This window comes from Comamonas antarctica, assembly GCF_013363755.1.
Lineage (GTDB): Bacteria > Pseudomonadota > Gammaproteobacteria > Burkholderiales > Burkholderiaceae_C > Comamonas > Comamonas antarctica.
Genome location: NZ_CP054841.1, coordinates 248,874 through 272,790, shown reverse-complemented (window position 1 = coordinate 272,790; position 23,917 = coordinate 248,874). Strand labels below are relative to the sequence as shown.

The 23,917-nt window shown below is 65.0% G+C and carries 24 protein-coding genes and 1 pseudogene; 11 read left to right on the top strand and 14 right to left on the bottom strand.

Annotation, left to right across the window (positions count from 1 at the left end; translation table 11 throughout):
• Position 1 precedes the first annotated feature (1 nt).
• From fes to HUK68_RS20630, 4 genes are all read left to right on the top strand, one after another.
• Positions 2-1,684: an enterochelin esterase gene (fes, locus tag HUK68_RS20645; RefSeq protein WP_175506129.1), complete on the top strand. Its 1,683-nt coding sequence runs from the start codon at positions 2-4 to the stop codon at positions 1,682-1,684.
• A gap of 411 nt (positions 1,685-2,095) precedes the next feature.
• A complete protein-coding gene (locus HUK68_RS20640) occupies positions 2,096-4,468 on the top strand; it encodes an MBL fold metallo-hydrolase (RefSeq protein ID WP_175506128.1) in 2,373 nt (790 codons plus the stop codon).
• A gap of 75 nt (positions 4,469-4,543) precedes the next feature.
• Positions 4,544-5,410: a tetratricopeptide repeat protein gene (locus tag HUK68_RS20635; protein WP_175506127.1), complete on the top strand. Its 867-nt coding sequence runs from the start codon at positions 4,544-4,546 to the stop codon at positions 5,408-5,410.
• A gap of 33 nt (positions 5,411-5,443) precedes the next feature.
• Complete coding sequence (locus HUK68_RS20630; RefSeq protein ID WP_175506126.1) at positions 5,444-6,013, top strand: DUF3299 domain-containing protein; 570 nt, start codon at positions 5,444-5,446, stop codon at positions 6,011-6,013.
• Positions 6,014-6,035: 22 nt separating this feature from the next.
• Here the strand turns inward: HUK68_RS20630 and HUK68_RS20625 are convergent, their stop codons facing one another.
• The 7 genes and pseudogenes from HUK68_RS20625 to HUK68_RS20595 all read right to left on the bottom strand — a co-directional run bounded on the left by HUK68_RS20625 (position 6,036) and on the right by HUK68_RS20595 (position 12,272).
• The gene (locus HUK68_RS20625) at positions 6,036-6,923 is read right to left on the bottom strand and encodes an SDR family oxidoreductase (RefSeq protein WP_175506125.1); all 888 of its coding nucleotides are present in this window, start codon (positions 6,921-6,923) and stop codon (positions 6,036-6,038) included.
• A gap of 85 nt (positions 6,924-7,008) precedes the next feature.
• Positions 7,009-7,140, bottom strand: a pseudogene (locus HUK68_RS23530) (ATP-binding protein); the annotation flags it as partial.
• Positions 7,141-7,401: 261 nt separating this feature from the next.
• A complete protein-coding gene (locus tag HUK68_RS20615) occupies positions 7,402-8,199 on the bottom strand; it encodes an enoyl-CoA hydratase/isomerase family protein (protein WP_175506124.1) in 798 nt (265 codons plus the stop codon).
• A gap of 285 nt (positions 8,200-8,484) precedes the next feature.
• Complete coding sequence (locus HUK68_RS20610; RefSeq protein ID WP_175506123.1) at positions 8,485-9,648, bottom strand: acyl-CoA dehydrogenase family protein; 1,164 nt, start codon at positions 9,646-9,648, stop codon at positions 8,485-8,487.
• A complete protein-coding gene (locus HUK68_RS20605; RefSeq protein WP_175506122.1) occupies positions 9,645-10,055 on the bottom strand; it encodes a cupin domain-containing protein in 411 nt (136 codons plus the stop codon). Before HUK68_RS20605 ends, HUK68_RS20610 begins: the two co-directional genes overlap by 4 nt.
• Before the next feature lie 13 nt (positions 10,056-10,068).
• Positions 10,069-11,307, bottom strand: coding sequence for a CaiB/BaiF CoA transferase family protein (locus HUK68_RS20600; RefSeq protein ID WP_175506121.1), 1,239 nt, complete (start codon positions 11,305-11,307; stop codon positions 10,069-10,071).
• A gap of 2 nt (positions 11,308-11,309) precedes the next feature.
• A complete protein-coding gene (locus HUK68_RS20595; RefSeq protein WP_175506120.1) occupies positions 11,310-12,272 on the bottom strand; it encodes a Bug family tripartite tricarboxylate transporter substrate binding protein in 963 nt (320 codons plus the stop codon).
• A gap of 171 nt (positions 12,273-12,443) precedes the next feature.
• Here HUK68_RS20595 and HUK68_RS20590 point away from each other — a divergent pair, with 171 nt between their 5' ends.
• Positions 12,444-13,337, top strand: coding sequence for a LysR family transcriptional regulator (locus HUK68_RS20590; protein WP_175506119.1), 894 nt, complete (start codon positions 12,444-12,446; stop codon positions 13,335-13,337).
• A 73-nt stretch (positions 13,338-13,410) separates the two neighbouring features.
• On the opposite strand, the gene HUK68_RS20585 is transcribed toward HUK68_RS20590, so the two are convergent.
• A complete protein-coding gene (locus tag HUK68_RS20585) occupies positions 13,411-14,298 on the bottom strand; it encodes a LysR family transcriptional regulator (protein WP_175506118.1) in 888 nt (295 codons plus the stop codon).
• A gap of 204 nt (positions 14,299-14,502) precedes the next feature.
• Between HUK68_RS20585 and HUK68_RS20580 the strand changes: the two genes are divergently transcribed.
• Both HUK68_RS20580 and HUK68_RS20575 read left to right on the top strand, forming a co-directional pair.
• On the top strand, positions 14,503-15,267 hold the full coding sequence (locus HUK68_RS20580; protein ID WP_175506117.1) for an SDR family NAD(P)-dependent oxidoreductase: 765 nt from the start codon (positions 14,503-14,505) through the stop codon (positions 15,265-15,267).
• Positions 15,268-15,449: 182 nt separating this feature from the next.
• Positions 15,450-16,481 carry a zinc-dependent alcohol dehydrogenase family protein gene (locus tag HUK68_RS20575; protein WP_244146417.1) on the top strand — a complete coding sequence of 344 codons (1,032 nt, stop codon included), beginning with the start codon at positions 15,450-15,452 and terminating at the stop codon, positions 16,479-16,481.
• Between the two features lie 558 nt (positions 16,482-17,039).
• Here the strand turns inward: HUK68_RS20575 and HUK68_RS20570 are convergent.
• Positions 17,040-17,477 (bottom strand): acetyltransferase, encoded by a 438-nt coding sequence (locus HUK68_RS20570; protein ID WP_175506116.1) that lies wholly within the window; start codon positions 17,475-17,477, stop codon positions 17,040-17,042.
• 115 nt (positions 17,478-17,592) lie between these two features.
• Positions 17,593-18,162, bottom strand: coding sequence for a TetR/AcrR family transcriptional regulator (locus tag HUK68_RS20565; protein WP_175506115.1), 570 nt, complete (start codon positions 18,160-18,162; stop codon positions 17,593-17,595).
• A gap of 85 nt (positions 18,163-18,247) precedes the next feature.
• Between HUK68_RS20565 and HUK68_RS20560 the strand changes: the two genes are divergently transcribed.
• A complete protein-coding gene (locus HUK68_RS20560) occupies positions 18,248-18,715 on the top strand; it encodes a nuclear transport factor 2 family protein (protein WP_175506114.1) in 468 nt (155 codons plus the stop codon).
• A 124-nt stretch (positions 18,716-18,839) separates the two neighbouring features.
• Here the strand turns inward: HUK68_RS20560 and HUK68_RS20555 are convergent, their stop codons facing one another.
• The gene (locus tag HUK68_RS20555; RefSeq protein ID WP_175506113.1) at positions 18,840-19,781 is read right to left on the bottom strand and encodes a LysR family transcriptional regulator; all 942 of its coding nucleotides are present in this window, start codon (positions 19,779-19,781) and stop codon (positions 18,840-18,842) included.
• A 108-nt stretch (positions 19,782-19,889) separates the two neighbouring features.
• Here HUK68_RS20555 and HUK68_RS20550 point away from each other — a divergent pair, with 108 nt between their 5' ends.
• Positions 19,890-21,119: an FAD-dependent monooxygenase gene (locus tag HUK68_RS20550; protein WP_175506112.1), complete on the top strand. Its 1,230-nt coding sequence runs from the start codon at positions 19,890-19,892 to the stop codon at positions 21,117-21,119.
• 93 nt (positions 21,120-21,212) lie between these two features.
• On the opposite strand, the gene HUK68_RS20545 is transcribed toward HUK68_RS20550, so the two are convergent.
• From HUK68_RS20545 to HUK68_RS20535, 3 genes are all read right to left on the bottom strand, one after another.
• Entirely contained in the window at positions 21,213-21,833 is a 621-nt protein-coding gene (locus HUK68_RS20545) for a flavin reductase family protein (protein ID WP_175506111.1), read from the bottom strand.
• Between the two features lie 247 nt (positions 21,834-22,080).
• Positions 22,081-22,521, bottom strand: coding sequence for a hypothetical protein (locus HUK68_RS20540; protein ID WP_175506110.1), 441 nt, complete (start codon positions 22,519-22,521; stop codon positions 22,081-22,083).
• Between the two features lie 419 nt (positions 22,522-22,940).
• Complete coding sequence (locus tag HUK68_RS20535) at positions 22,941-23,093, bottom strand: hypothetical protein (protein ID WP_175506109.1); 153 nt, start codon at positions 23,091-23,093, stop codon at positions 22,941-22,943.
• Positions 23,094-23,279: 186 nt separating this feature from the next.
• Here HUK68_RS20535 and HUK68_RS23455 point away from each other — a divergent pair, with 186 nt between their 5' ends.
• Together HUK68_RS23455 and HUK68_RS20530 are read left to right on the top strand one after the other, a co-directional pair.
• A complete protein-coding gene (locus HUK68_RS23455) occupies positions 23,280-23,402 on the top strand; it encodes a hypothetical protein (protein WP_279614324.1) in 123 nt (40 codons plus the stop codon).
• 63 nt (positions 23,403-23,465) lie between these two features.
• Positions 23,466-23,834: a GNAT family N-acetyltransferase gene (locus HUK68_RS20530; protein ID WP_244146416.1), complete on the top strand. Its 369-nt coding sequence runs from the start codon at positions 23,466-23,468 to the stop codon at positions 23,832-23,834.
• Positions 23,835-23,917: the final 83 nt, after the last annotated feature.

Genomic DNA, 23,917 nt, shown 5'->3' with positions numbered 1-23,917 from the left:
TATGACCAATATTTCCTGGTCCGCTCACGGGGCCGCCGCGGCCGTGCTGGCCCTGACCTGCCAATGGGTTGGCGCCGCCGAAGCCGCCGCCGCGGCACCCGCCTGGCCGGCAGTGCAGGGCGAAGTGCAGATGCAGCCGCGTGCGCTGGCGCTGGAGTTGCCGGCAAGGCATGTGGTGCAGATCCAGTTCGAAGGCGCGGGCGTGAACCTGGACCTGCGCGATGCGCAGGGCCGCCATCTGCGCCGCCTGGCGGAAAACGGCCGCGGCGTGCAGACCGCCACCTGGTACAGCCAGGGTGCGCAGCAGGAGCAACTCTGGGTCACGCCAGCCGCGCCCTCGGCCACGTCGCAGAGCTACGCGCTGAAGCTGCTCGGAGGCTGGCCCAGCGACGGTCCCCAGCCACTGCCCGCGGCCCCGGCGCAGATGGGTCCGCGCCTGCAAGCCTTGCAGCAGGCGCTGGCCCGAGGCGAGGGCGAAGCAGCGAGTGCCGCCTTCTGGCGCGAAGCGCAGCAGCGTGGCACGCCCTGGGTCGAGCCCTGGAGCGATGGCAAGCTGCTGGTGACGTTTGTCTGGCGCGACCAGGGCAATACCAATGTGCGTTTGTTCGGCAACCCGAGCGGCAATCACGACCCGCTGCAGCGCCTGGCGGGCAGCGATGTCTGGTGGACTTCGGCGGTGCTCGATCCGCGCACGCGCCTGAGCTATGCCTTTGCTCCCGACGTGCCGCAACTGCCCGCGGCCCAGGCGGCGCAGCAGCGGCGCATGATCCTGGCGACCATGCAGCGCGATCCGCTCAACCGCCAGCCCTTTCCCGCCTCGTCGTGGAGCGGCGCGCAGGACCGTTTCCAGGGGCGCTCGAGCCTGGTGCTCTCCAAGGCGCCGCCCCAGCCCTGGGTCAAGGCGCGCGCCGGCGTGGCGCAGGGCACGCTGACGCGCCACAGCATCGACAGCGCCATTCTCGGCAACCATCGCGATGTCTGGACCTACGTCCCCGCGGGCGCCGATCCACAGGCGCTGCTGGTGCTGTTCGACGCCCAATCCTATGTGCATGACGTGCCCACGCCGCGCATCCTCGACAACCTGGTGGCCGACGGCCTGCTGCCGCCCATGGCGGCGCTGATCGTCGGCAACGCCAGCCCTGAGGCGCGCGGCACCGAGCTGCCGCCGAATCCGCAGTTCGCGCGCTTCATGGCCGAGGAGCTGATGCCCTGGGCCAAGCGCCAGGGCCTGGCGCAGACCGCGCGCCGCACCGTGGTCGCGGGCAGCAGCTATGGCGGACTGGTGTCGTCCTATCTGGGGCTGACCCATCCCGAGCTGTTCGGCAATGTGCTGAGCCTGTCGGGCTCGTACTGGTGGGCTCCGGCAGAAGGAAAGCCCGGCTGGATGCAGCGCGCCTGGCAGGGGCTGCCCGCGCCCGTGCCCGCGGTGCGCTTTTACCTCGACGCCGGCTGGTTTGAAAGCGGCCGCGGCGGCCGCGAAGGCATTCTTGAAACCAACCGCGAACTCGCCGATATCCTGCGCGCGCGCGGCCTGGCCGTGACGCAGCGCGAAAATGCCAGCGGGCATGACTATCTGCACTGGCAGGGCGCGCTGGGCTGCGGCCTGGTGGCGCTGCTGGCACCCGCGCGCTATGACATGCGGGATCCGGCGCTGCAAGGCTGCGTGGGCGCGGGCACGCCGTAGAAGGAGAGCGCCGGTCCTTCCGGCGGCCTGTTGGGACGCCCATCGCGCTTCCCGCGCCCGCGCCCGCCGCAGCGGCAATCTGCAGCGCCGGCGCCGATCCCGCGCTCCCTCAACGCCGTGCGCAGGCTGTGCTGTACACGCCATTCACTGGGCCATCTGCGGGTTTGCCCGGGATAAATTCATGAAGATAACGTTAACAATTGCCGAAACCGTAAATGGTAACGTTATCTTTTAGTTCACCATACGCCCGCCGGAGACCCCATGTCAACATCCCACACGGTTGCTTCCGGCATTGCCGCCCCATAAGCGCTGCAAGGCGTTTCACCCGGCCACACGCCGGGTTTTTTTCGCGCGCATGCGCTGCCTGCAGTGCAAGCCCCGGTATTTCGTGCCAGCAAACAAGGAGACAACATGCAGATGGTTCAATTCAAATGGAAGATGCTGCCGGTGGCGCTGGCCACGGCGGCGCTGGTCGCCTGCGGCGGCAGCGATGGCGGCAGCGGCGGCAGTGCAGGCCCCGGCCCGGGTCCCGCGCCCACTCCCGAGCCCACGGTGCCGGTGGTGAAGAACTTCCGCGATGCCGGTCTGGTCTATGGCGCCGCCGCCGTCACCTCCGACGCCGCGGGCGGCCAGGTGGTCAGCGTGCCGGTGCTCACCGCCAGCGGCGTCGAGTACCTGCGCACGCCGTCGGTGTCGTCCGAAGTGGCCACGGCGCTGCAGGCCAATCTCGTCGAAGGCAATCTGATCGACTGGATCCCCGGCGCGGGCGCGCGCGTGGCACTCGCAGCGGACGCGGCGCAGACCTTCAATGTGATCCTGCAAAAGGGCAAGTCGGCCAATGCCCAGTTCAACCTGAAGAAATACGGTGCGGCCGTGACGCGCCATGACGGCACGCCGGGCCGCATGGTGGCCGCGGGCTGGGTCTACCACAAGACCGACAGCACCATCACCGTGGGCGACGGCACCAGCGTGAGTGCCGACCAGGCCGGCCGCGCCTATGCGCAGCCGATCCGCCGCTACGAGGAAACCTATACGCTCGCGGCCGACGCGAAGATCTACAACGTCGACACCTCGGACTACAGCAAGAGCCGGGTCTCGTCGCTGGCCGACCTGCCCGTGACCGCGAACTACGACTATGCGACCACCGCGCGCCAGGCGGTTTATGTGCTGTTCGACGACAACTACGAAGGCGCCGACAATGCCAAGGTCAAGGCCGTCTGGTATTTCACGCCGCAGTCCACTTCGGACGGCAAGCCGGTCTGGGAAGTGCCGTCGCAAAGCCCGATGCTGGCGGACAAGGGCAGCGACCCGGTCTCCGGCCAGCCCTTCATGAGCATCAACGCCACCGGCGTCACGGCCGCGCCCTACACGCGCAGCACCGAGCCCTTCGAGATGGTGAAGAACACCATGTACTACGTGGGCGACAACGAAGTGGCCTCGTACATCCTCAAGGCCGACATGGGCACGCCCAATGATCCGTCCGACGACAAGGTCATCAAGATCGATGCCGGCTGGCCCAACAGCGGCTACCAGTACTGGAAGAACATGGAGTTGATGGGCGTGGACCCGCGCTCGGTCACCGACATCTGGCTCACGCACGGCCATGGCGACCACTACGGCACGGTGGTCGAGCAGCTGAAGATGATGGACAACGCCGGCAAGCCCATCAAGCTCTGGGCCTCGCGCGAGGACGTCGAAGGCGTCAAGAGCGACCTGCAGGGCAACACCTGGAACATTGCCGGCGCGCTGCCCGCCTCGGAAACCGTGATCCGCGCGCGCACCAGCAACTTCTACGAGTACGACAAGTGGTATGACTACGGCAATGTGCAGATCAAGGTGATCTGGTCGCCCGGCCATACGCCCGGCACCACCAACATGCTGTTCAAGGTCAAGAACCCGGCCGACAACCAGTTCTATACCTTTGGCTACCACGGCGGCTATGGCTTCAACGGGCTCAACAGCCCGACGCCCGCCAACGGCTGGCTGCGCCTGTCGTTCCAGCATGGCTTCAGCTACCTGCAAAACAACCTCGATGTGGATTTCGTCTCGCCCCAGCACACGAACCAGTTCCCCATCGTCGAAGTGTTCCAGGCGCTCAAGGCCTACAACCGCGACCCGGCGAATGTGTCCAGGCAGCTGACCATGTTCGACGCCATGAACCGCAAGGTCCATGACTCGCCGCTGGTCAACGGCCAGAAGCTCACCGGCGAGTTCTCCAACCAGCTGGAAAAGCGCCGCTCGGTGGCTTCGTACAAGGCCAGCGACGCCAACAACGCGACCTACAAGAGCATCGAGACCTCGGGCCCGTTCAAGCCCGGGCGCGAGAACGGCTTGACGAACGTGTCGGCCAGGCTGCTCGATGGCGGCAAGATCATCCAGGGCTTTGTCGGCGCGCAGAACAAGAACCCCGCGCTGCCGCTGCTGGCCGAGGGCATCGTCACCGCCACCGACCGCTACACCAATGATCCGGACGGCTACTTCGTGCAGGTCTCGATCGATGTGCAGGACCCCGGGTACAAGGGCTATATCCCGGATGGCTTCGTGCAGAACAGCCCGGGCCTGGGTCGCAGCGTGACCTATAGCGGCGGCCCGGTGGAGTCGGTGCATGCCGCCAAGGGCACGTTCCATCCGCCCGAGGTGCTGCGCACGCAGCGCGTGGCGACGCTGGAGGAGGCCCAGCAGATCCTGGCGCGCATCACCAGCGGCAATACGGTGACGATCTCGCTCACGCCGGCCAGCGAAATCGTGGTGCCCGCGGGCAACCCGGCGCAGACCTTCCGCTGATGCAGCGCGGATCCCCGCGGCCGTGCAACGCGGCCGCGGGGATCGCATTCTTGCTCCCTGCCCAGGATGACGACCATGGACACTCTCCCGTCCCCCCGCAAGCGGCTGCGCCCTGCCGCGCTGCTGCTGGCCCTGGCCTGCGCCAGCGCCGCCGCCAGCAGCCCGGACCTCGATCAGCTGCAGCGCCAGGCACTGCAAGGCTCGGCCAGCGCGCGCTATACACTGGCCAACCGCTACAGCCAGGGCAGCGGCGTCGCGCTGGACCGCGAGCGCAGCCTGCAGCTCTACGAACAGGCCGCGGCCAGCGGCCATGCCGCGGCCCTGCATGCGCTCAGCCGCCACTACCGCGGCCAGACCGGCGCCGCCGCGGACCTGCCGCGCGCGCTGGGCCTGCTGCAGCAAGCGGCGGCCAAGGGGCATGTTCCGGCGCAGCTCGAGCTGGCGTTTGCCTATCTCAACGGCAGCAGAGCAGCGCCGCGCGACCTGGCCACCGCGTTGCGCTGGTTCCGCCAGGCCGCTGCGGCGGGCTCGGTCACCGCGCAATGCATGGTCGGCGATTTCTACCGCGATGGCACGGGCGGCGTGGCCAAGGACGGCAAGCAGGCGCACGCCTGGTACGCCAAGACGGCGCATGCCGATGCGCCCTGCGCGTCCAAGAGCCAATACGAGCTCTACCGCTTGTACGAGGCCGGCCACGGCGTGCGCCGCGACCTGCCCGCAGCGCTGCGCTGGCTGCAGGAGGCGGCACTGGCCGGCAACCCGTCGGCGCAGAAGGCGCTGGGACAGAACTACGCGCGCGGCTACGGCGTGCCCCAGGACGCGACGCTGGCCCAGGTCTGGCTGCGGCGCTCGCGCGAGGGCGTGGCGCCGCACGACGACCATGAACATGAAACGCGCAGCTTCTCCGGGCCGCGCATGGCGGCCTCGCCTTTTAGCCGCTAAAAAATTCCGGCCACGCAGTTACCAGGAGCCTCCATGGTTCGCACCCTCCCATCCACGTCCCGGCGACTGGCCTGCCAGTGGCTGGCGCTGGCCTTCGCCGCACCGCTGGCTGGCGCCGGCCGCGCCGCGCCCGCCAAGCCGGCGCCCGAAACCATCTCCTGGGACGCCCTGGTCCCTGCCGGCTGGGACCCCGCCGCCGGCCTCGAAGGCGTGAATCCGGACCAGTTGTCCGACTCCGACCCGCGCGCCCAGCAACTGCTGGCGCGCCTGCGCCAGCGCTGGGACGAAGCGCCCGTCAACCAGGCCATGAACGGCCGCGCCGTGCGCCTGCCCGGCTATGTGGTGCCGCTGGAGGAGGGCCGCGAAGGCCTGCGCGAATTCCTGCTGGTGCCGTATTTCGGCGCCTGCATCCACACGCCGCCGCCGCCCGCGAACCAGATCATCCATGTGAGGCTGGACAAGCCCTCGCGGCTGGCCAAATCCATGGATGCGGTCTGGCTCACCGGCGTGCTGCGCACCGGGCGCGAAAAGACCGAGATGGGGCAGAGCGGGTATCGGATGCAGGCGAATGGGCTGGAGCTTTATTCGGACAAGCGGCGCTGACCCGGGCGCCGCGCCGGCGCTCTCAGTAAGCCAGTGCCGTGCGGTGCTTGCGCACGAATTCTTCCCACTTCACGGGTTGCCTGCCGGTGATCGCCGCGAAGTTGTCGAAGGTCTGGTCGACACCCGGAATCGCGCCGCTGGCGGTGCGCTTGAAGCTGTCGTAGACGCAGGCCATATAGGCCATCTCGGCGCCCGCGGCGCGCATCTCCTCCAGGAAGACTTCGGGCGGCTGCGCTTCGTAGCGGAACGGCTGGCCCAGCACGGCGGTCATGATGGCCGCGACCTCGGCATAGGACTTGGCATCGTAGCCCAGCCGGTAGGTCTGCCCGGCGTGCAACTGCGGCTGCAGCAAGGCGCGGCTGGCCACCAGCGCCACGTCGTCGCCATCGACCCAGCTGATGCGCGCGTCGCCGATGAACTGCCGGACCACGCCCCGGTGTGTGGCCTGGGTGCCGTCGTAGTGCAAAAGGTTCTGCATGAAGGCTTCGGGCCGCAGATGCGTGAACGAGAAGCCGCTCCACTCGATATAGCGCTCCACGAGCTGATGCCAGGCCCAGTGGGCGACGCTGGTGTCGTCCGGGCCGCAGGCGCCCAGATGCGCCACATGCCGCACGCCGGCCTTTTTGGCCGCATCGAGGAATTCCTTGCTCTGGCGCAGCATGTCCACGCTGTAGCCGGTGGCAAGAAACACGCGGTCGATTCCTGCCAGCGCCGGGCCCAGGGTTTGCGGCTTGTCGAAGTCCAGCAGCACGCTGCGTATGCCCTGGTCGGCAAGGGCTTGCGCCTTCGCCGCCGAACGCACGCCCGCAACCAGGGAGATGGAATCGTCCTCTGCGAGGCTGCGCACGACACTGCCGCCAATGCGGCCGGTGGCTGCGGTGACCAGTACGGCGGGCTTCGATGTCGGCATGGGTGCGCAAGAGTCCGGAGAGTGAGGGGAGGCCAAGCATAGCGCTTAATGCCGCCCCCATTCGCGCCGGGCCTGTCGGCGTGCGTCACGGTGTCCGATGGCGCACCACGTCGAACCCTTCGTCATCAGCCGGCGCGACGAAATAGCTGCTGATCAAGTCGAACTGCGCATCCGACGTCTCGAACGGATGCTCTCCCGAAGCATTGCGTGCGCGCAGCACGCAGCCGCCCGGCGCAGCGGGCGTAATCGGCCACCGCCTGGATCTCGCCGGTATGAAGCTGCGCCAGCCATTCGCGCCCCAGCGCAACACTCCACCGGGCGCCGGTCGGCATTGCCCGCGTGCACGCTGGTTCCGGTGCTGGAGGCGGTGGACTGGGGCACGATTTCCCTGACGCTGATGTATCCCGCCCGCGCGCACCTGCCGCTGCAGGTGCGGGTGTTCATGGCGTGGGCGATCCCCTTGTTTGATGAGCCAGCGTCAGCCGCGCGCGGACCCGAGCCACGCCGGCCGGCGCTTCTCCAGAAACGAGGCCACGCCTTCGCGGCCTTCGCTGGAGGCTCTCACGCTGGCAATCAAGCCAGCGGTCTCGGTGACCAGCTCATCGTCCAGCGCGCGGTTGGCCACCGCATCGATCAGCGCCTTGGTGCGGGCCAGCGCGCTCGGGCCGCCGGCAATCAAGGCCTGGGCAATCTGCGCGACGCTGTGGTCGATACCGCCGGGCTCCGACAAGGCCTGCACAAACCCCAGCCGGTGCGCTTCCTGGGCGCCGAGGCGTTCCGCGGTGAGCATGTAGCGCTTGGCGGCCTGCGTGCCCAGGGCCTGGAGGATATAGGGCGAGATGGTCGAGGGAATCAGGCCGATGCGCACCTCGGACAGACAGAACTCGACCGTGGGCTCGGCCACCACCACATCGCAGGCGGCGGCCAGGCCCATGCCGCCCGCAAACGCCGCGCCATGCACGCGCGCAATCGTCGGCTTGCGCACGCCGTGCAGCGTCTTGAGCATGGTCGCCAGGCCCATCGCATCGGCGTGGTTCTGCGCCTCGCTGTAGCTGGCCATGCGCTTCATCCAGTTCAGGTCCGCGCCGGCGCAAAACGCCTTGCCACGGCCGGCGATCACCAGCACGCGGATGCGGTCGTCGCGCTCCAGCTGGTTCACCGCCTGGGTGATTTCCGCGAGCAGCACTTCATCGAGCGCGTTGCGGACCTCGGGGCGATTGAGCCAGACGGTGGCGGTGGGGCCCTGGGTTTCGATTTCGAGGTTGTGAAAAGGCATGCTGGTCTCCAGATTTTTCGTGAGGCAATTTCTGTTGAGCGATGACAGATGCGCCTGAGTCGAAGCCGCTAGGCAAATAGATACCGTTCGCCCTGAGCCTGCCGAAGGGCGGTTCTGGGCGTGATCTGTGTGCCATGTCCGCGCCGCCAAAAGAATCTCGCTTCAGCAAACGCTCTGGGTTCACCCTTCGACGGGCTCAGGGCGAACGGAGAACGGGGAAAGCGGAACGGGCTGATCCCATTCTTCGGCGGGGCCGCCCAGGCAAGCGCAGGGCGAACGGGAAGTTCAATACGACTTCGGCAGCCCCAGCACCTTCTCCGCGATGAAGCACAGAATCAGCTGCGGACTCACCGGCGCGAGCCGCGGAATCCAGGACTCGCGCAGATAGCGCTCGACGTGGTATTCCTTCGCATAGCCCATGCCGCCATGCGTGAAGATCGCGTTCTCGCAGGCGTGGTAGCAGGCCTCCGCCGCCAGGTATTTGGCGCTGTTGGCCTCGGCCGCACAGGGCAGATGCTGGTCATAGAGCCACGCGGCTTTTTGCACCATCAGATGCGCGGCCTCGAGTTCCATCCACGATTTGGCCAGCGGGTGCTGGATGCCCTGGTTCTTGCCGATGGGCCGGCCAAAGACTTCGCGTTCGTTCGCATAGCCGGCCGCGCGCTGCAGCGCCGCGCGGCCCAGGCCCACGGCTTCGCTGGCGATCAGGATGCGCTCGGGGTTCAGGCCGTGCAGGATGTAGCTGAAGCCCTTGCCTTCCTCGCCCACGCGGTCCTCGACGGGAATGCGCAGGCCGTCGATGAACACCTGGTTCGAGTCCACGCACTTGCGGCCCAGCTTCTCGATCTCGTGCACCTCGATCTTGCTGCGGTCCATGTCGGTATAGAACAGGCTCAGGCCTTCCGTGCCTTTGCATTCCTCGATGGGCGTCGTGCGCGCCAGCAGCAGCATCTTGTTGGCGACCTGCGCGGTGCTGATCCAGACCTTCTGGCCATGCACCACGTAGTGGTTGCCATCGCGCACCGCGCGCGTCTTGAGCTTGAGCGTGTTGAGGCCGGTGTTGGGCTCGGTCACGCCAAAGCAGGCGCGGTCTGTGCCCGCGATCAGCGGCGGCAGCCAGCGCTGCTTTTGTTCGTCGGTGCCGAACACCACCACCGGGTGCAGGCCGAAGATGTTCATGTGCACCGCCGAGGCGCCGGACAGGCCGGCCCCCGTGGCCGCGATGGTGTGCATCATCAGCGCGGCTTCGCTGATGCCCAGGCCCGCGCCGCCATAGGCCTCGGGCATGGCAATGCCCAGCCAGCCCGAGGCCGCCAGCGCCTGGTGGAAGTCCTCGGGAAAGCCGCCTTGCTGGTCCTTGCGCAGCCAGTAATCGGCATCGAAGGGCGCGCAGACGCGCTCGATGGCGTCGCGGATCTGTTCCTGGTCGGGAGTCAGGGCGAAATTCATGCGGCGGACTCCTGGGCGGTGGCTTGTGCAGGGCGGATCACCTTGTCGGGCGACTCGCCATAGGGCGGGCTGTAGATCACCAGCAGCTTCACCGGCGTCTCGCTGGTGACGGTGAACACATGCATTTCGTCGGCGGGAAAGAAGCAGGTGTCGCCCGGCACCATGTCGAAGGCCTCGCCGGCCACCTCGACATGTGCCGTGCCTTCGAGCAGATGGCAGGCCTGCTCGATGCCCGGGTGCGCATGGGGCAGGGCGCCGCCGCCCTTGTGCAGGGTGCCCAGCAGCACTTCCATCTGCTGCGCGCCCACGGTCTCGGGGCCGATCAGGCGCTGGTTGAAGGTGTGGTGGTGGTTGGCGGGCTGGTAGCTTGGAACATCCGCGGTGCGGACCAGATAACGTGGGTTCATGGCAATTTTTCTTTCAGGAGGCGGCGCGGCAGGCGCCTTGCGCCAGCAGTGCATCGATGCGGTCGGGGGCGTAGCCGGCGTCTTCGAGCAGCTCACGCGTGTGCTCGCCCAGCTGCGGCGCGGGCGCGAAATGGCGCGCGGGCGGCGTGGCCGACCATTTGGTGGGATGCGCCAGCGTGTGCATCGGCCCCTCGGTGGGATGCACCGTGTCGCTGACAAAGCCCGTGGCGCGCAGCTGCGGGTTGTCCAGCAGGTCTTGCGGGCTGTTCATCGGCATGTTGGGCACGTCGGCGGCATCGAGCAGCGCGCGCCATTGCGCCGTGCTGCGCGTGCGCATCAGCCGCGCGACTTCGGCATACACCGCGTCGATGTTCGCTGCGCGCGCGCTGTGCGTGGCAAAGCGCGGGTCGTGCGCCAGGCCTTCGCTCTCGCCAATGGCGTCGAAAAAGCCCTTCCAGTGCTTGTCGTTGTAGATCAGCACGCACAGCATGCCGTCGCTGGTGAGATAGGGCTTGCGGTGCGGCGTCAGCAGCCGCGCGTAGCCGGCGCCGCCCATCGGCGGCTCGAAGCTCAGGCCCGCCATGTGGTCGCCCAGGATGAACTGCGCCATCGCCTCGAACATCGGCACCACCACCGCCTGGCCGGTGCCCGACTGCGTGCGCGCATAGAGCGCGGCGGTGACCGCATACACCGTGTGCAGGCCCGTGACGCGGTCGGCCAGCGTGGTTGGCATGTAGGCGGGCTCGGGCGCGCCGTATTGCCCCATCAGCCAGGGCACGCCGGTCGCGCCCTGGATCAGGTCGTCATAGGCGGGCTTGGCGGCGTCGGGCCCGTCCTGGTCGAAGCCGCAGCAGCTCACATGGATGATGCGCGGGTTGCGTGCGCGCACCGCGTCGTAATCCAGCCCCAGCCGCGTCAGCGCCTGCGGCCGCACGTTGCTGATGAACACGTCGCAGCTTTCGGCCAGGGTCAGCGCGGCCTCGCGGCCTTCGGGGTGCTTGAGGTCAAGCACGATGCTTTTCTTGCCCGCGTTCGCATGCAGGAAGATCGGCCCCATGCCGGCGTGGCGCATCGGCCCGACATGGCGCATGTTGTCGCCCTCGGGTGTCTCCACCTTGATCACCTCGGCGCCCAGCTGGGCCAGGATCTGCGTGGCAAACGGCCCCATCACGACGGACGTCAGGTCCAGCACCTTGACGCCCGCGAGCGGGCCGGCGGGAGTGCGGGGGTCTGCGGGATTCGTGGCGTCCATGTTCACTGCGCGCGAATGCCGGCCTGCTTGACCAGCGTGTTCCAGTGCGCGAGCTGGTCGCCCACATACTTCGCAAACTCCTCGGGCGTCTTGGTCGGCCAGATCTCGAAGCCCAGCTGGGCCAGCGACTTCTGCACCTCCTTGTCGGCCAGCGCTTGCTGCAGCTCGGCGTTGATCTTGTCGACGATGGGCTTGGGCATGCCCGCGGGCCCGAAAATGCCGTTCCACGAGGTCAGGTCAAAGCCCGGCACCTCCTTGACGATGGGCACCACATTGGGCATCGACTTGAGCGGCTCCTTGGTGGTCACGCCCAGCACGCGCACGCTGCCCGACTGGATCATGCCCATGCCCGAACCCACATCGACCACATACATCTGCACCGTGCCGCCGATCAGGTCGGTGAGCGCCTGCGGGCTCGACTTGTAGGGCACGGACAGCACATCCAGGCGCGCAATGCGCTTGATGGTCTCGGACGCCACCAGCGAGGTGCTGTTGGGCGTGGCGTACGACAGCTTGCCGGGCTGGGCCTTGGTGTTGTCGATCCACTCGCGCAGCGTGCGCGCCGGGTCGTCCTTGTTCACCACCAGCGCGAACGGCAGCTCGCCCACGCGCGCCACGGGCGTGAAATCCTTGATCGGGTCGTACTTGAGATTGAGGATCAGGCTCGGGTTGGCAGAGTGCGAGGTATTGGTCGTCATGAACAGCGTGTAGCCGTCGGGCTTGGCCTTGGCCACGGCCTGGGCCGCGATCTGCGCATTCGCGCCGGCGCGGTTGTCGACCAGCACCGGCTGCTTGAGGCGCTCGCCGAGCTTCTTGGCGACGACGCGCGCCACGGCATCGGTGCCGCTGCCGGCCGCGAACGGCACGACCATGGTGACCGGCATCGAGGGATAGCTCTGGCTGAACGCCGCCGAAGCCGCCAGCAGCCCGGCCGCGAGGGCCAATACGCGGGGAATGGATTTCATGCTTTGTCTCCTGTTGTCGTTGGAATCCGCACCGTCGTGGCTTGTGGCGGGCGGTGTGTGACCATCTTCCATGGCATGACCATTCGCGTCCAATCCACAATTTGGCTGGTGCGATTCTTTTTGCGAATCGTTGCAGCACAATGGGGCTGTCAACGGTCCCCATCCGCCCCTATGAAGCTTCACTTCCTGCGCTACTTCGTCGTTCTCGCCGAGGAACTGCACTTCGGCCGCGCCGCGAGCCGGCTCGCCATCACCCAGCCACCGCTGAGCAGCGCCATCAAGTCACTGGAGGAGGAATTGGAGGTGCAACTGCTGATCCGCGACAGCAAGCACGTGGAACTCACCCAGGCCGGCGAAGCCTTCCTCGAGGAAGCCCGCCAGATCCTGGAGCAGGTGGCGCGCGCCTCGAACGTGGCCAAAAGTGTCGCGCGCGGCATGCGCGGCCGGCTGGAAATCGGCATGACCGGCTCGCAGATCTACCGCGAGGTGCCGGGCATCATCCAGCAGTTCCACGCGCAGATGCCGGACGTGAACGTGGTGCTCAATGAAATGTCCAGCGCCGAGCAGATCGACCAACTGCTGCGCGGCCAGATCCATGCCGGTTTCGTGAACGCCGCCGCCGTGCCGCCGCAGCTGGAATTCCTGCCCATGGCCGAGGACGAGTTCCTGCTGTGCCTGCCCGAAGACCACCCCAAGGCCCACTGCGAATCGGTGGAGCTCAAGCAACTGGAGCATGAGCTTTTCGTGATGTTCTCGCGCGTCGTCGCGCCCGCGAACTACGACAACGTCATTGCGATCTTCTCCCGCGCCGGCATCCACCCGCGGGTGGCCCACGCCGCGCGCCAATGGCTGACCATCATTGCCATGGTGGCCAATGGCCTGGGGATTTCGGTGGTGCCGCGCTCTCTTGCGCGCTCGCGGGTGCATGGGGTGCGCTTCGTGGGCATCAAGGGCGAGCAGGTGCTGGCGCCGGCCATGCTGGTGTGGAATCCGGCGTATTGTCCGCCGACCTTGCGGAGTTTCATTGGCTGTGCGCGGAGGGTGTTGGCGGGCAGTGGCGCTTGAAGCGGGGCAGGCTTCCTGGACGTGCCGAAGACACCGGTGTGATTAGCGTTGGGGGCAGATGCCGAAGGGTTTATCAAGTCATCCGCAATGCGTCGATGACAAGGCGCAGAGCGCGTGACGAATGCCTCTGGCTGGCGTAGTAAGCATGCAGCCCAGGAAACTTGGGGCAGCAAGCCGCCATCACGCTCACAAGACGACCTGCTTCGATGTGTAGCCTTGTCAGCTCTTCCGGGAGGAAGGCAAGACCGTAGCCGTCGAGCGCAGCATTCAGCATCTGGAAAGCACCGTTGAACGTGACTTGGCCGTCTATGCGAACTTCGACAGGACGCCCGCCATCGAGCAGTTCCCAGGCGTAGATACCGCCGCCGTGCAGCTTCATCGGAATGCAGTTATGCCGTGCCAGGTCTTGTACTTGCGTTGGCAGCGAATGGCTTTTGAAATAGTCGGGTGCTGCCACGATGGTCTGTTGCACATCCGGCGTCAGTCGCACTGCGACCATGTCCTTGTCGACCTGGTCGCCGAAGCGCACGCCGATATCGAACCGGTCTGCGGCGATATCGACCAGGCGGTAGTCCATATTGAATTCGACCCGGACATCAGGATACCGGGACAGCACCGGCGCCAGTCGGGGCCACACCACCGTGTCCAGCACGTAGTCGATGGCCGTAATACGGATGTTTCCGGACGGTCGTTCGCCCATGTCCCGAACCGCAGCGAGTTCCCGTTCGATCTCGTCCAAGCGGGGTGCGACCCTCTGCAATAGCCGCTCGCCTGCGTCGGTGGGCGACATGCTGCGCGTCGTCCGCGAGAGGAGTCGCACGCCCATCCGTTCTTCCAGCCCGCGAATGGTGTGACTCAACGCCGACTGCGAAACACCTAACCGCGCCGCCGCACGCGTGAAGCTGCGATCTTGCGCGACGGCAAAGAAGACAAGCAGATCATTTAGATTTTCGCGCGGCATAGGACTAGATCAATGGCTATGAAGTATGGAGAGATCGCTGCGATTTATTAATTGTACTCATGGACGCTAGCGAAATGAAGGCAATTTTATGAGCCGTTTCTCAATAACATTCATGCCAGGGGCGAGCGGGCAGAGACCCGCAATTCAACGAGGCCCTTGCCACAGCGTTGATCCACATTCCTTGCAGAAGAAAGCACAGCAACTATGAACATCTCTTTTGAAAACCAAGTGGCCCTGGTCACCGGCGCGGCATCCGGCATCGGGCTGGCAACTGCCAAGGCTTTCGCACAGGCCGGCGCCGCCGTGGCACTGGCTGACGTAAACGGTGAGGCGGCCAGAACCGCTGCGGATGAACTGAAGGCGGCAGGGTTCCAAGCCGTCGGCATCCGCTGCGACGTCTCGGACATGAACGATGTCGAAGCAATGGTCAAGCAGACCGTCTCCGCCTTCGGCCGACTGGATGCGGCGTTCAACAACGCTGGCATTCAGAACATCCTGGCTGAAACCGCCGACACGACGGCTGAAGACTTTGATCGCGTGACTTCGGTCAACTACCGTGGCGTCTGGGCCTGCATGAAGCACGAACTGCAATACATGCGCCAGCAAGGCAGTGGCGCGATTGTGAACTGCTCTTCCTTGGGTGGTTTGGTCGGTGCCGCGGAACGGGCGAGCTACCACGGCGCCAAGCACGGTATCCACGGCCTCACCAAGAGCGCAGCGCTGGAATACGCCACGCGCAACATCCGCGTCAACGCCGTCTGCCCAGGCCTGATTTGGACGCCCATGGTGGAACAGATGATTGCGAATGGGCAGAAGCAAGCCATGGAGTCCATGGTGGACTTCATCCCGATGCGCCGACACGGTCGAGCCGAGGAAATCGCCAATGCGGTGTTGTGGCTGTGCAGTTCTGCGTCCAGCTATGTGACGGGTCAAGCGATCTCAGTGGACGGCGGATATGTGATGCGCTGACACGCAGTACGCCGTTGATGGGCCCATCTGAACATTCAGGCCCTATGCGGAGTAACTGCTGATCTCGCATTCAGACGGCGGCCGTCAATCTCCGCCTGCCAGGCTTGCCGTTAGACCAACGGTCTGCCGGTGAACGAACACTCATTTGAATCTTGCTGCAACGGCAGCACGAAGGAAAACCCATGTTAGCCACTGTAATGTATGGCGCAGGCGATGTGCGCGTCGTCAATGCCCCCGATCCCACTCTGATCCATCCGACCGACGCCATCGTGCGCGTCACCCAATCGTGCATCTGCGGAAGTGATTTGTGGCCTTACCGTGACATGGCTGCTACGGATGAGGGCCAAAGCATGGGCCACGAAGCGGTAGGGGTCGTCGAGGCGGTAGGCAAGGAGGTGACAAAAGTCCGTGTCGGCGATACCGTCATCATGCCGTTCGCCTACTCCGACGGAAGTTGCGACTTCTGCGCCGAGGGGCTGCACACTGCGTGCATGCATGGGAGCTTCTTTGGCTACGGTGGCTTGAATGGCGCGCAGGCTGAGGCCTTGCGAATTCCCTATGCGGACGGCACCTTGTTCCCTTTGCACGCAAAGATCGACAAGGCGCTGTGGCCGTCGATCCTGAGCTTGTCGGACGTGATGGGTACGGGTCATCATGCTGCGCATATCGCACGCGTTGCGCCTGGCCGCACGGTCGCGGTCATCGGCGATGGTGCGGTGGGCCTGTGCGCAGTGATCGCCGCAAAGCGGCTGGGCGCTGAACGCATCATCCTGCTGGGCCGACATCCGACCCGCACCGTGCTCGGTCGCGAGTTTGGTGCGACCGACATCGTGGCCGAGAGAGGCGATGAAGCCGTTTCGCGTTTGATGGAACTGACTGCGGGCCAGGGTGCGCATTCGGTGCTGGAGTGCGTAGGCACTGAAGATTCGATGGTCAGCGCATTGAACATCGTTCGCGCCGGTGGCGCCATTGGCCGCGTCGGTGTTCCGCATTACCAGTCCATCCCCGCTGGCCAGACCTTCGTCAAGAACGTGATTGTGGGCGGCGGTCCTGCGCCCGTGCGTGCCTACATCGAAGAGCTGCTGCCGGATGTGCTGGAGGGCCGAATCCAGCCGGGGCGCGTGTTTGATCGAACCATCAGCTTGAGTGATGCCGCCGAAGGCTATCGGGCGATGGATCGCCGTGAAGCGTTGAAAGTGCTGATCGCGGCGTAATGTTGTTTCGTCCGGTGGTGGCGCGGCCTGAGCCCAACTGTCACACCCGCGGAGTGGATTCCGGACAGCGGCCAAATAGACATCCCTCCGGACCCACCCCCGCCATCCGATAGGCTTCAATAGGAGATGCGCACCCATCGCCGTCGCATCAGGCATCGGCCTGGTCCCCAGTCCCTGCCGTGAGTAGTGCAGACAGCTGAGGGTCGTCGATCTGACACGAGGTGCTTGCCGGCCGCACCTGCCAGTGCGGGCTGACGCTGCGGCCGGCGTTAGCGGGTGCTGGAGAGCTACCCGCAGGTGTGCCTGCTTTGTGCAGGTGCTCGACCGGAACTTACTGTCGCTGGACAACCGGCAGCTAGGCCGGGCGTTGCGGGGCGACCCGTGACTCCTGCTTAAAAACACTATTGCGATGACCGGTTGAATTCGTCGTCGAATGCAGTCCTCGTCTACCGAAGCGCGCACCACAGAAAAAAGATCAGGCCAGCCACAACCCGCGACGGGGGCCAAGCGCTATCGGCTCTGTTGCGTGGCCTTGCCGCGGCGGCGGTCGGCTTCCCGCTAGCCCTGATGACGCAGATGGATCAGTGGGTAAGGCCGCCCCTGTGAATCCACTTCCGAGCGGCCCGTTTCAATGAACCCCATGCGCTGGTAGAAGCCCAGCGCCTGGGGATTCTGCAGGTTGACGTCGGTGCTCAACCCGCCATGCAGCGCCAAGCCATGCTGCAACAACTGCCGGCCGATACCGGTCCCGCGGACATCGGGATCGACAAAGAGCGCCTCCATATGGGTCCCATCGATCAGCATGAAGCCGTGCGGCTCGTCGTTTTCATCGACAGCAACCGTTACTGGCGCATGCGGCAGGAAACCGCACACTTCGGCATCGATGGCCTCGCGGTCTGCGGCGCTGAGAAAGTCGTGGGTGGCGTCCACGGAGCGCCGCCAAAGGTCGACGAGAGCGGCGCCATCTTCAGGGCGTGAGGTGCGCAGTGTGTACATGGCAAGTGGCAAAACGGTTCGGATTTGCGTGAATTATGGCTGGCGCATTCCGCCAGCTCGTCGCTAACGCGCAGTCACGCAACGGCAATGGCTGTCGTGACGCGTCGACGCCAGCTCATTGGCGCACAATCGCGTCCACCGATGCTTGGAAGTTCTCCATCACTGCATCGACTGCCTGGCCCATCTGGGCATGGACGATGGCGCCATCGATGAGCAGCGCCAGCCTGCGTCCGGCAGACACGGTATCAGTTGCAAACAGGCGGTCCAATACCGCTGCCATGTCCTGCTTGTGCCGGCGTACCACTTCCAGGATCTCGGGGTCCGACGAGCCCAGCTCCACCGCCGCATTGAGAAAGGCGCAGCCGCGAAAGTCCGGGCTGCTGAACCAGGCCCTCAGCGTCGCAACCAGCGCCTCGGTTGCCGGCAAGCCCTCGCTTGTGGCTTGCGCCAAGCTGGATTCGAACCAGGAAATCCACTTGCCATGCCGGTAATCGAGATACGCGCGGATCAGCGCATCCTTGCTCGCGTATTGGCGGTAGAAGGTGACCTTGCTGACCGACGATTGCTCAATGATCCTGTCGATACCCGCCGCCCGGATGCCCTCGCGATAGAACAGCGCATGGGCGGCGACCAGAATGCGCTCGCGTGGCGGCAGCGCGTCAAGAGGGGGTTCTGCAGATTTCATGAGGAGATTGTAGACAGATCGTTCTACCTCCGCTAGCATTTGGCATGTAGACAGATCGTTCTACATATTTTTATGAGGTCACATCATGCAAACTCGCCCACCTCTGCCGCCGTTCACGCTGGAAACCGCGGTGCAAAAAGTCCGGCTTGCCGAAGACAGCTGGAACACGCGCGATGCCGCCAAGGTCGCGCTGGCATATACCCTCGACACGCAGTGGCGCAATCGCGCCGAATTCGCCCACAACCGCGCCGAGGCCCAGGCTTTTCTCGAGCGCAAATGGCACAAGGAGCTTGACTACCGACTCATCAAGGAGCTCTGGCTGCATGCGGGCAACCGGATTGCGGTGCGGTATGCCTATGAATGGCACGACGCGGCAGGCCACTGGTTTCGCTCGTATGGCAACGAGAACTGGGAGTTCGAGGCCGACGGCCTGATGCGCCGCCGCTATGCCTGCATCAATGACCTGCCCATCCAGGAATCGGAGCGCAAATTCCACTGGCCGCTGGGCCGCCGGCCCGATGACCATCCCGGGTTGTCCGAGCTGGGTCTGTGAGGCAATCACCCGGCGTGTTGCGCGCGCAGTTCACCGCGTATGCCATGCTTGCCTGAGGCGTACGCGGTCCACGATTGACCCAGGGTTTGGCATTCGGCTTATGTCCCGCCTACATTGCGCAGTTTCATTGGCGGGGCACAGAGCGTGTGTGTTCCATGGGGGTCCCAGCTGCGGCCAGCCGCATCTGGATCAACTCCAGCAGCGCCCGCACACGCGCCGTCACGGAATGGCGATGGCTGTATGCGCCGAGCAATTGCAGCGGCGCGGGACACAGGTCCAGTGGGACCTCCTGCAAGCGTCCCGTGGCGAGGTCTTCCTGGCAGGGATGGGCGGCGACGATTGCGAAGCCTATGCCTTGCCGGGCGCCGGCCACGGCCAGTTCTCCGCTGTTGACGCGGTAGCGGCTTTTGACCGGCACCTTGACGATTTCTCCCGCAGCATCCTGGAATTGCCAGGGCTGGCCCTTGAGCGCACTGAGGGTGGTGATGCAGGGCAGAGACTTCAGTTCGCGCACCTGGCGCGGCATGCCGGTCCTGGCCAGCAAGGAGGGGGCCGCGACCACGATGCTGGGCAGTGTGGCGAGTTCGCGGGTGATGAACGCACTGTCTTCCTGATGGCCCCGGTGGAAGACGATGCAAAGGTCGACGTCCTCCCGCAGTGCTTCCAGGCCGGTCATCCGGGTATCGCATTCGAGCTCGATGCCAGGATGCAGGCTGCAGAATTCAGCAAGGATGGGCGCCAGCAGCCGGGGTGCCTCCCCGGGCATGCACATCCTCAGCGGCCCGCGCAGTTCGCGCTGCACCGCGCCCAGCTCCTCCTGCGTGGCAAGCAGGGTGTCGAGCAAGGGCTTGGCCCGTTCATAGAGCAGCCGGCCGGCTTCCGTCATGCGCAGATGGCGGGTGCTGCGCTCGAGCAGGCGGGTGCCGAGCCTGCGCTCCAGCGCGGCAACGTGGCGGCTGACGTTGGACGAAGGCATGGCCAACAGACGCGATGCGCCCGCAAAGCTTTGCTCATCGACGACTGCCGCATAGACACGGACCGCATTCAGGTCGAGCGCAGCGCGCATGGATTATCCCGTTCGAGGTATGAAAACCTCCCATTTTTGCATGCTAGTTCTCTGTGGTGGCGGAATCTAAGATGCCCTTTTAACCGAATCAACCAGGAGAGCTTCAGCGTGGACATTGGAATACTGGGCGGCGGCATTGCGGGCTTGAGCGCGGCACTGGCATTGCGCAAGCAGGGCCACAACCCTCGGGTCTATGAGCGCCGTGCGGCGCCGGCCACCATGGGGGCCGGCGTGACGCTCTGGCCCAATGCCGGCTTTGTGCTGAACCAACTGGGGCTGCTGCAAGACATCGCAGCCCTTGGCGGCCGGCCGCTGGCCATGCGCCGCCAGGATGCGATGGGAAACGCCTTGGGAGGCCTCGATATTGGCTTGCTGGACCGGACAATGGGATACCCCACCCACACGGTGCTGCGCAGGCACTTGCAGCAGGTGTTGCTGGAGCATGCGGAACGGGCAGGCATTGCGGTGGAGTTCGGGCGCCGGGCAGCGGCCATCGAGCTGGATGCGCAGGGCAAAGCCGTGGCCCATTTCGACCATGGCGCGAGCATTCGCCCGGATCTGCTCCTTGGCGCCGATGGCCGCATGGAGTCGGTGGCGCGCCGGTTTGTCGCGGGGGACAACACCCCTGTCTATCAAGGCTTTGTGAACTGGATCGGCGTGGCGCAGGCGCCGCATGCGCTGGTGGACGATATGGCGATCCAGGACTTCTGGGGCGCGGGCTTGCGCTTTGGTTGCGTGCCGATTCGGCCCGAACGGGTGTACTGGGCCGCGGCGCAGGCCCGGCCGCTGAACGAGGCCAAATCCACCGCTGATATGCACGAGGAACTCGAGAAGCTGTTCGCGCAATGGCCTGAACCGGTCGCGCGCATCATCCGTGCCACGCCCGCAAATGCCATCCGGCTGATTGCGGTGCATGACCTGGAGCCGCTGCCTGCCTGGAGCCGCGCGAATGTACTGCTGATTGGCGATGCCGCACATGCGCCGTTGCCGACGTCGGGACAAGGCGCCTGCCAGGCGCTGGAGGATGCGTGGCATCTGGCGAGGTGCATGGATGATGGTGCAGGTGGAAGCCTGGAAGAGATCTTCCAGGCATTTGCAAAGATTCGCGTCCCCAAGACCGCCAGGCTGGCGGAACAGGGCCGGGTCTTCGCACGCGGGTTGTTCGCCACCGACCCGCAAAGCTGCCGCATCCGTAACGAACGGGCCAAGGCCTCCGATCCCGTGCGCGACGTGCAGGCTCTGGCCGCTGGATGGGGCGAGGGCCTGCCGATGCCGGGTGGCGCTGACAGCGCGTCAGAAGCGGGAGAGGGCTTGGGCAGCCTTTATCGCATGGAATGACGTGGGCGGGCGTTCGTGGAAGGGTTATGGAGACCCCAACGGCGGCGTCTCTTCGCCTCGGGCTGGCTGTGCCGTTTGGGCGGATGCCCTCGGTTACCGGGGACGATACATACGGAAGCGCTGCTCCTCGCCAATCGAGAAATAGTCTGCCGGCCCCCCGGCGCGCAGAATCACCCCGGCATTGGCCGTGTCGAACACCCCGTCCTTGAGCAGCCGCTGATCGATATAGACCTTGACCACCTCGCCCAGCACCAGCCACGACGGAATTGCTTCATGGCCAGCGGTGCGCAACTGGTGGATGTCGGTCAATCGGCATTCGAAGCTCACCGGACTCCGGGCGACTCGGGGCACCCGTATCAACTCCGAATCCACGGCTTCCAGCCCCGCCAGCTCGAACTCATTCACCTCCGGCGCAGCGGCGGCACAGGTCTGGTTCATGGCATCGGCAAGCTCACGCGTGGCCAGATTCCAGGCGAACTCGCCGGTCTCCTGGATATTGCGCACCGTGTCTTTCCAACCGATGCTGGAAAAACCAATGATGGGCGGGACGTAGTTGAAGGCGTTGAAGAAACTGTAGGGCGCCAGATTGACCTGCCCGCTCGCGCTCCGGCTGGAAATCCACCCGATCGGCCGCGGGCCGACGATGGCATTGAAGGGATCATGCGGCAGTCCGTGCCCTTTGCGGGGCTCGTAGGTATGCGGGTCGGTTTTCATCGCTGCTTGTTCTGGCATCTGGTCGGTCTGAGAATGCCCAACCGCATTCGTGGGCGCTGGTGCAAGTCTAAGGGCGTGATGAGGAAGTCAGGCTGCAGGTGGGTTCCACCCAGCCTGAGCTTTGACCTGTGACCATGGCCGACTGGCACTGGGCAGGTGCTGGCGCTTCAACAACAACGCTGGGCGTGTGATGGTGCGTTGTTGCGCCGTCGCGCCTGCGCGCAGGCGCGCTGCGAGAGGCACGCGCTCATACTTTGGCGAGGAAGGCCGCCGCATCACCCGCTTCACACTTCCAGTCTGCGAAGACCCCCACCAGATTGCATTCCACGCAGTGGCAAGCAATGTAGTACCAGCGCACGTTGTGTGTGCCCTGGTGCACGCAGACGCCGGACATCAACTCAAACGCCTCGTTCTCGCACACGCACTCGTGCGCCTCGGGTGCGGCCTTTGCAATATGTTCCGCGCTGTCGCCCATCAGGTGCTCCTGCCCGCAGTCGGTGCAGGTGCGGATTGCCACGCCGGCTTCTTCATCGGTCTGCAGCGCAAAAGTTCGGCACCCGCAATCGCATTTGGACGCGGCAAACCGGACGGCCTCATGCCGATTCGCAATGCTGTAGCTGCGCAGTTCGGCTTGGGTGTCGCCAGACGTGGTCCCGTACCAGAACTTGCCCTTCTTCGTGAGTGCCATTGATGCTGTTCCATTCTTCCAGTTGGGGCTCCCCGGCAGACCCGACGCCAGGCTTGCCCAGATCTTCGGGATTTTGCCTGAAGGCACGGTGAGGCAGCGTAGACGCTGACAGCTCCACAGCGCAAATGGCAGCATTCGCGGCTAATCACAGCTGGGACGAAAATGGGCGACAAGCAAGGCTCGGGTCAAGTGGCGCAGTTTGTTAAACTGCGCCAAAACTGCGCCAAAACTGCGCCAAAACTGCGCCAAAACTGCGCCAAAACTGCGCCAAAACTGCGCCACAGCCATGTCCTCGACCCACTCTTTCGAGCGAGTATCGACAACACTCTAGTTAAACAAAGCGCTATTCGATCTGCACCGCGATGGCGGCCTTTTCGCGAAGACGCTCAGGCCAGCGTTGTCTCCACGCCAAGCACAAATCACCGCTGGTTCGGATTCAGTTGTTTGCCGCGATTGCCCTGGGCTTTCGCGTTCACGGGATTGGTGCCGCTGGTACCCGTGTTCTTGTTCAGCGCATCCGCGCGATGATTGAGCTGCTGTTGCGTTTGCGGGGCCTTGGGCTGCTTGCTCATAGCTGCTCCTGTATGAATGCCATGGATCAGACATCGTAGACTCTGTCGGCTCCACGGCTGTTATCCGATAAGTCAGCCAAGGCCGATTTCCGGTTGATCTTCCGTGAACCGGTGCGCGGGGTATCTTTGCACTGCATAGGAAACTACCACTTCATGGCTGAATTCGGGTTGGAAAAATCGGGCTGCATGAATGCACCGCAGCGCGTGCGCATTGCCAAGCTCGACGCGGAACATGCGGCCAGCTATCGGGCCCTGATGCTGTACGCCTACCAGGCCGAAACGGATGCTTTTACTTCCGCCGCGCAGTAACGTGCGGCCGAGTCGCAGGCGTGGTGGATCGCGCGGATCGCTGTCCCCAAGGGCCTCAGCCATGTGTTCGGCGCGTTTCTCGGTGATGCGCTGGTGGGCACGGTGACGCTGGAGTTCAGCGCCAAGCCGAAGATGCGGCACAAGGCGCATTTGATCGGCATGTTCGTATCGCCGGCAGCGCGTGGTTGCGGGGCGGGCCGGACGTTGGTGCAGGCAGCCATTGGCATGGCATCCGAGCGCCCGAGCCTGCGGGTCATGACGTTGACGATCACAGAAGGAAATGCCGCGGCCATTGGCTTGTACGAAGCTTGCGGCTTCAAGGTGTTTGGCGTGGAGCCTTTGGCCATTGCCGCGCAGCAGGGCTTCAAGTCCAAGCTGCATATGTGGCGGGAAGTTCTGCCCGCCTCGGCTGCGTCATCCGTTGAAGGCTAGTCTCTTGGCACGCCCTGGATATTGACGGCCAGCCGCCTGAAGCCGAGCAACACCTTGCGCTGCTCTACGCGAAACTTCAATTG

Excerpts from the sequence above, each read along its gene's own strand:
- fes (WP_175506129.1), top strand. The coding sequence starts at position 2 with ATGACCAATATTTCCTGGTCCGCTCACGGGGCCGCCGCGGCCGTGCTG.
- HUK68_RS20640 (WP_175506128.1), top strand. The coding sequence starts at position 2,096 with ATGCAGATGGTTCAATTCAAATGGAAGATGCTGCCGGTGGCGCTGGCC.
- HUK68_RS20635 (WP_175506127.1), top strand. The coding sequence starts at position 4,544 with ATGGACACTCTCCCGTCCCCCCGCAAGCGGCTGCGCCCTGCCGCGCTG.
- HUK68_RS20630 (WP_175506126.1), top strand. The coding sequence starts at position 5,444 with ATGGTTCGCACCCTCCCATCCACGTCCCGGCGACTGGCCTGCCAGTGG.
- HUK68_RS20625 (WP_175506125.1), bottom strand. The coding sequence starts at position 6,923 with ATGCCGACATCGAAGCCCGCCGTACTGGTCACCGCAGCCACCGGCCGC.
- HUK68_RS20615 (WP_175506124.1), bottom strand. The coding sequence starts at position 8,199 with ATGCCTTTTCACAACCTCGAAATCGAAACCCAGGGCCCCACCGCCACC.
- HUK68_RS20610 (WP_175506123.1), bottom strand. The coding sequence starts at position 9,648 with ATGAATTTCGCCCTGACTCCCGACCAGGAACAGATCCGCGACGCCATC.
- HUK68_RS20605 (WP_175506122.1), bottom strand. The coding sequence starts at position 10,055 with ATGAACCCACGTTATCTGGTCCGCACCGCGGATGTTCCAAGCTACCAG.
- HUK68_RS20600 (WP_175506121.1), bottom strand. The coding sequence starts at position 11,307 with ATGGACGCCACGAATCCCGCAGACCCCCGCACTCCCGCCGGCCCGCTC.
- HUK68_RS20595 (WP_175506120.1), bottom strand. The coding sequence starts at position 12,272 with ATGAAATCCATTCCCCGCGTATTGGCCCTCGCGGCCGGGCTGCTGGCG.
- HUK68_RS20590 (WP_175506119.1), top strand. The coding sequence starts at position 12,444 with ATGAAGCTTCACTTCCTGCGCTACTTCGTCGTTCTCGCCGAGGAACTG.
- HUK68_RS20585 (WP_175506118.1), bottom strand. The coding sequence starts at position 14,298 with ATGCCGCGCGAAAATCTAAATGATCTGCTTGTCTTCTTTGCCGTCGCG.
- HUK68_RS20580 (WP_175506117.1), top strand. The coding sequence starts at position 14,503 with ATGAACATCTCTTTTGAAAACCAAGTGGCCCTGGTCACCGGCGCGGCA.
- HUK68_RS20575 (WP_244146417.1), top strand. The coding sequence starts at position 15,450 with ATGTTAGCCACTGTAATGTATGGCGCAGGCGATGTGCGCGTCGTCAAT.
- HUK68_RS20570 (WP_175506116.1), bottom strand. The coding sequence starts at position 17,477 with ATGTACACACTGCGCACCTCACGCCCTGAAGATGGCGCCGCTCTCGTC.
- HUK68_RS20565 (WP_175506115.1), bottom strand. The coding sequence starts at position 18,162 with ATGAAATCTGCAGAACCCCCTCTTGACGCGCTGCCGCCACGCGAGCGC.
- HUK68_RS20560 (WP_175506114.1), top strand. The coding sequence starts at position 18,248 with ATGCAAACTCGCCCACCTCTGCCGCCGTTCACGCTGGAAACCGCGGTG.
- HUK68_RS20555 (WP_175506113.1), bottom strand. The coding sequence starts at position 19,781 with ATGCGCGCTGCGCTCGACCTGAATGCGGTCCGTGTCTATGCGGCAGTC.
- HUK68_RS20545 (WP_175506111.1), bottom strand. The coding sequence starts at position 21,833 with ATGAAAACCGACCCGCATACCTACGAGCCCCGCAAAGGGCACGGACTG.
- HUK68_RS20540 (WP_175506110.1), bottom strand. The coding sequence starts at position 22,521 with ATGGCACTCACGAAGAAGGGCAAGTTCTGGTACGGGACCACGTCTGGC.
- HUK68_RS20535 (WP_175506109.1), bottom strand. The coding sequence starts at position 23,093 with ATGAGCAAGCAGCCCAAGGCCCCGCAAACGCAACAGCAGCTCAATCAT.
- HUK68_RS23455 (WP_279614324.1), top strand. The coding sequence starts at position 23,280 with ATGAATGCACCGCAGCGCGTGCGCATTGCCAAGCTCGACGCGGAACAT.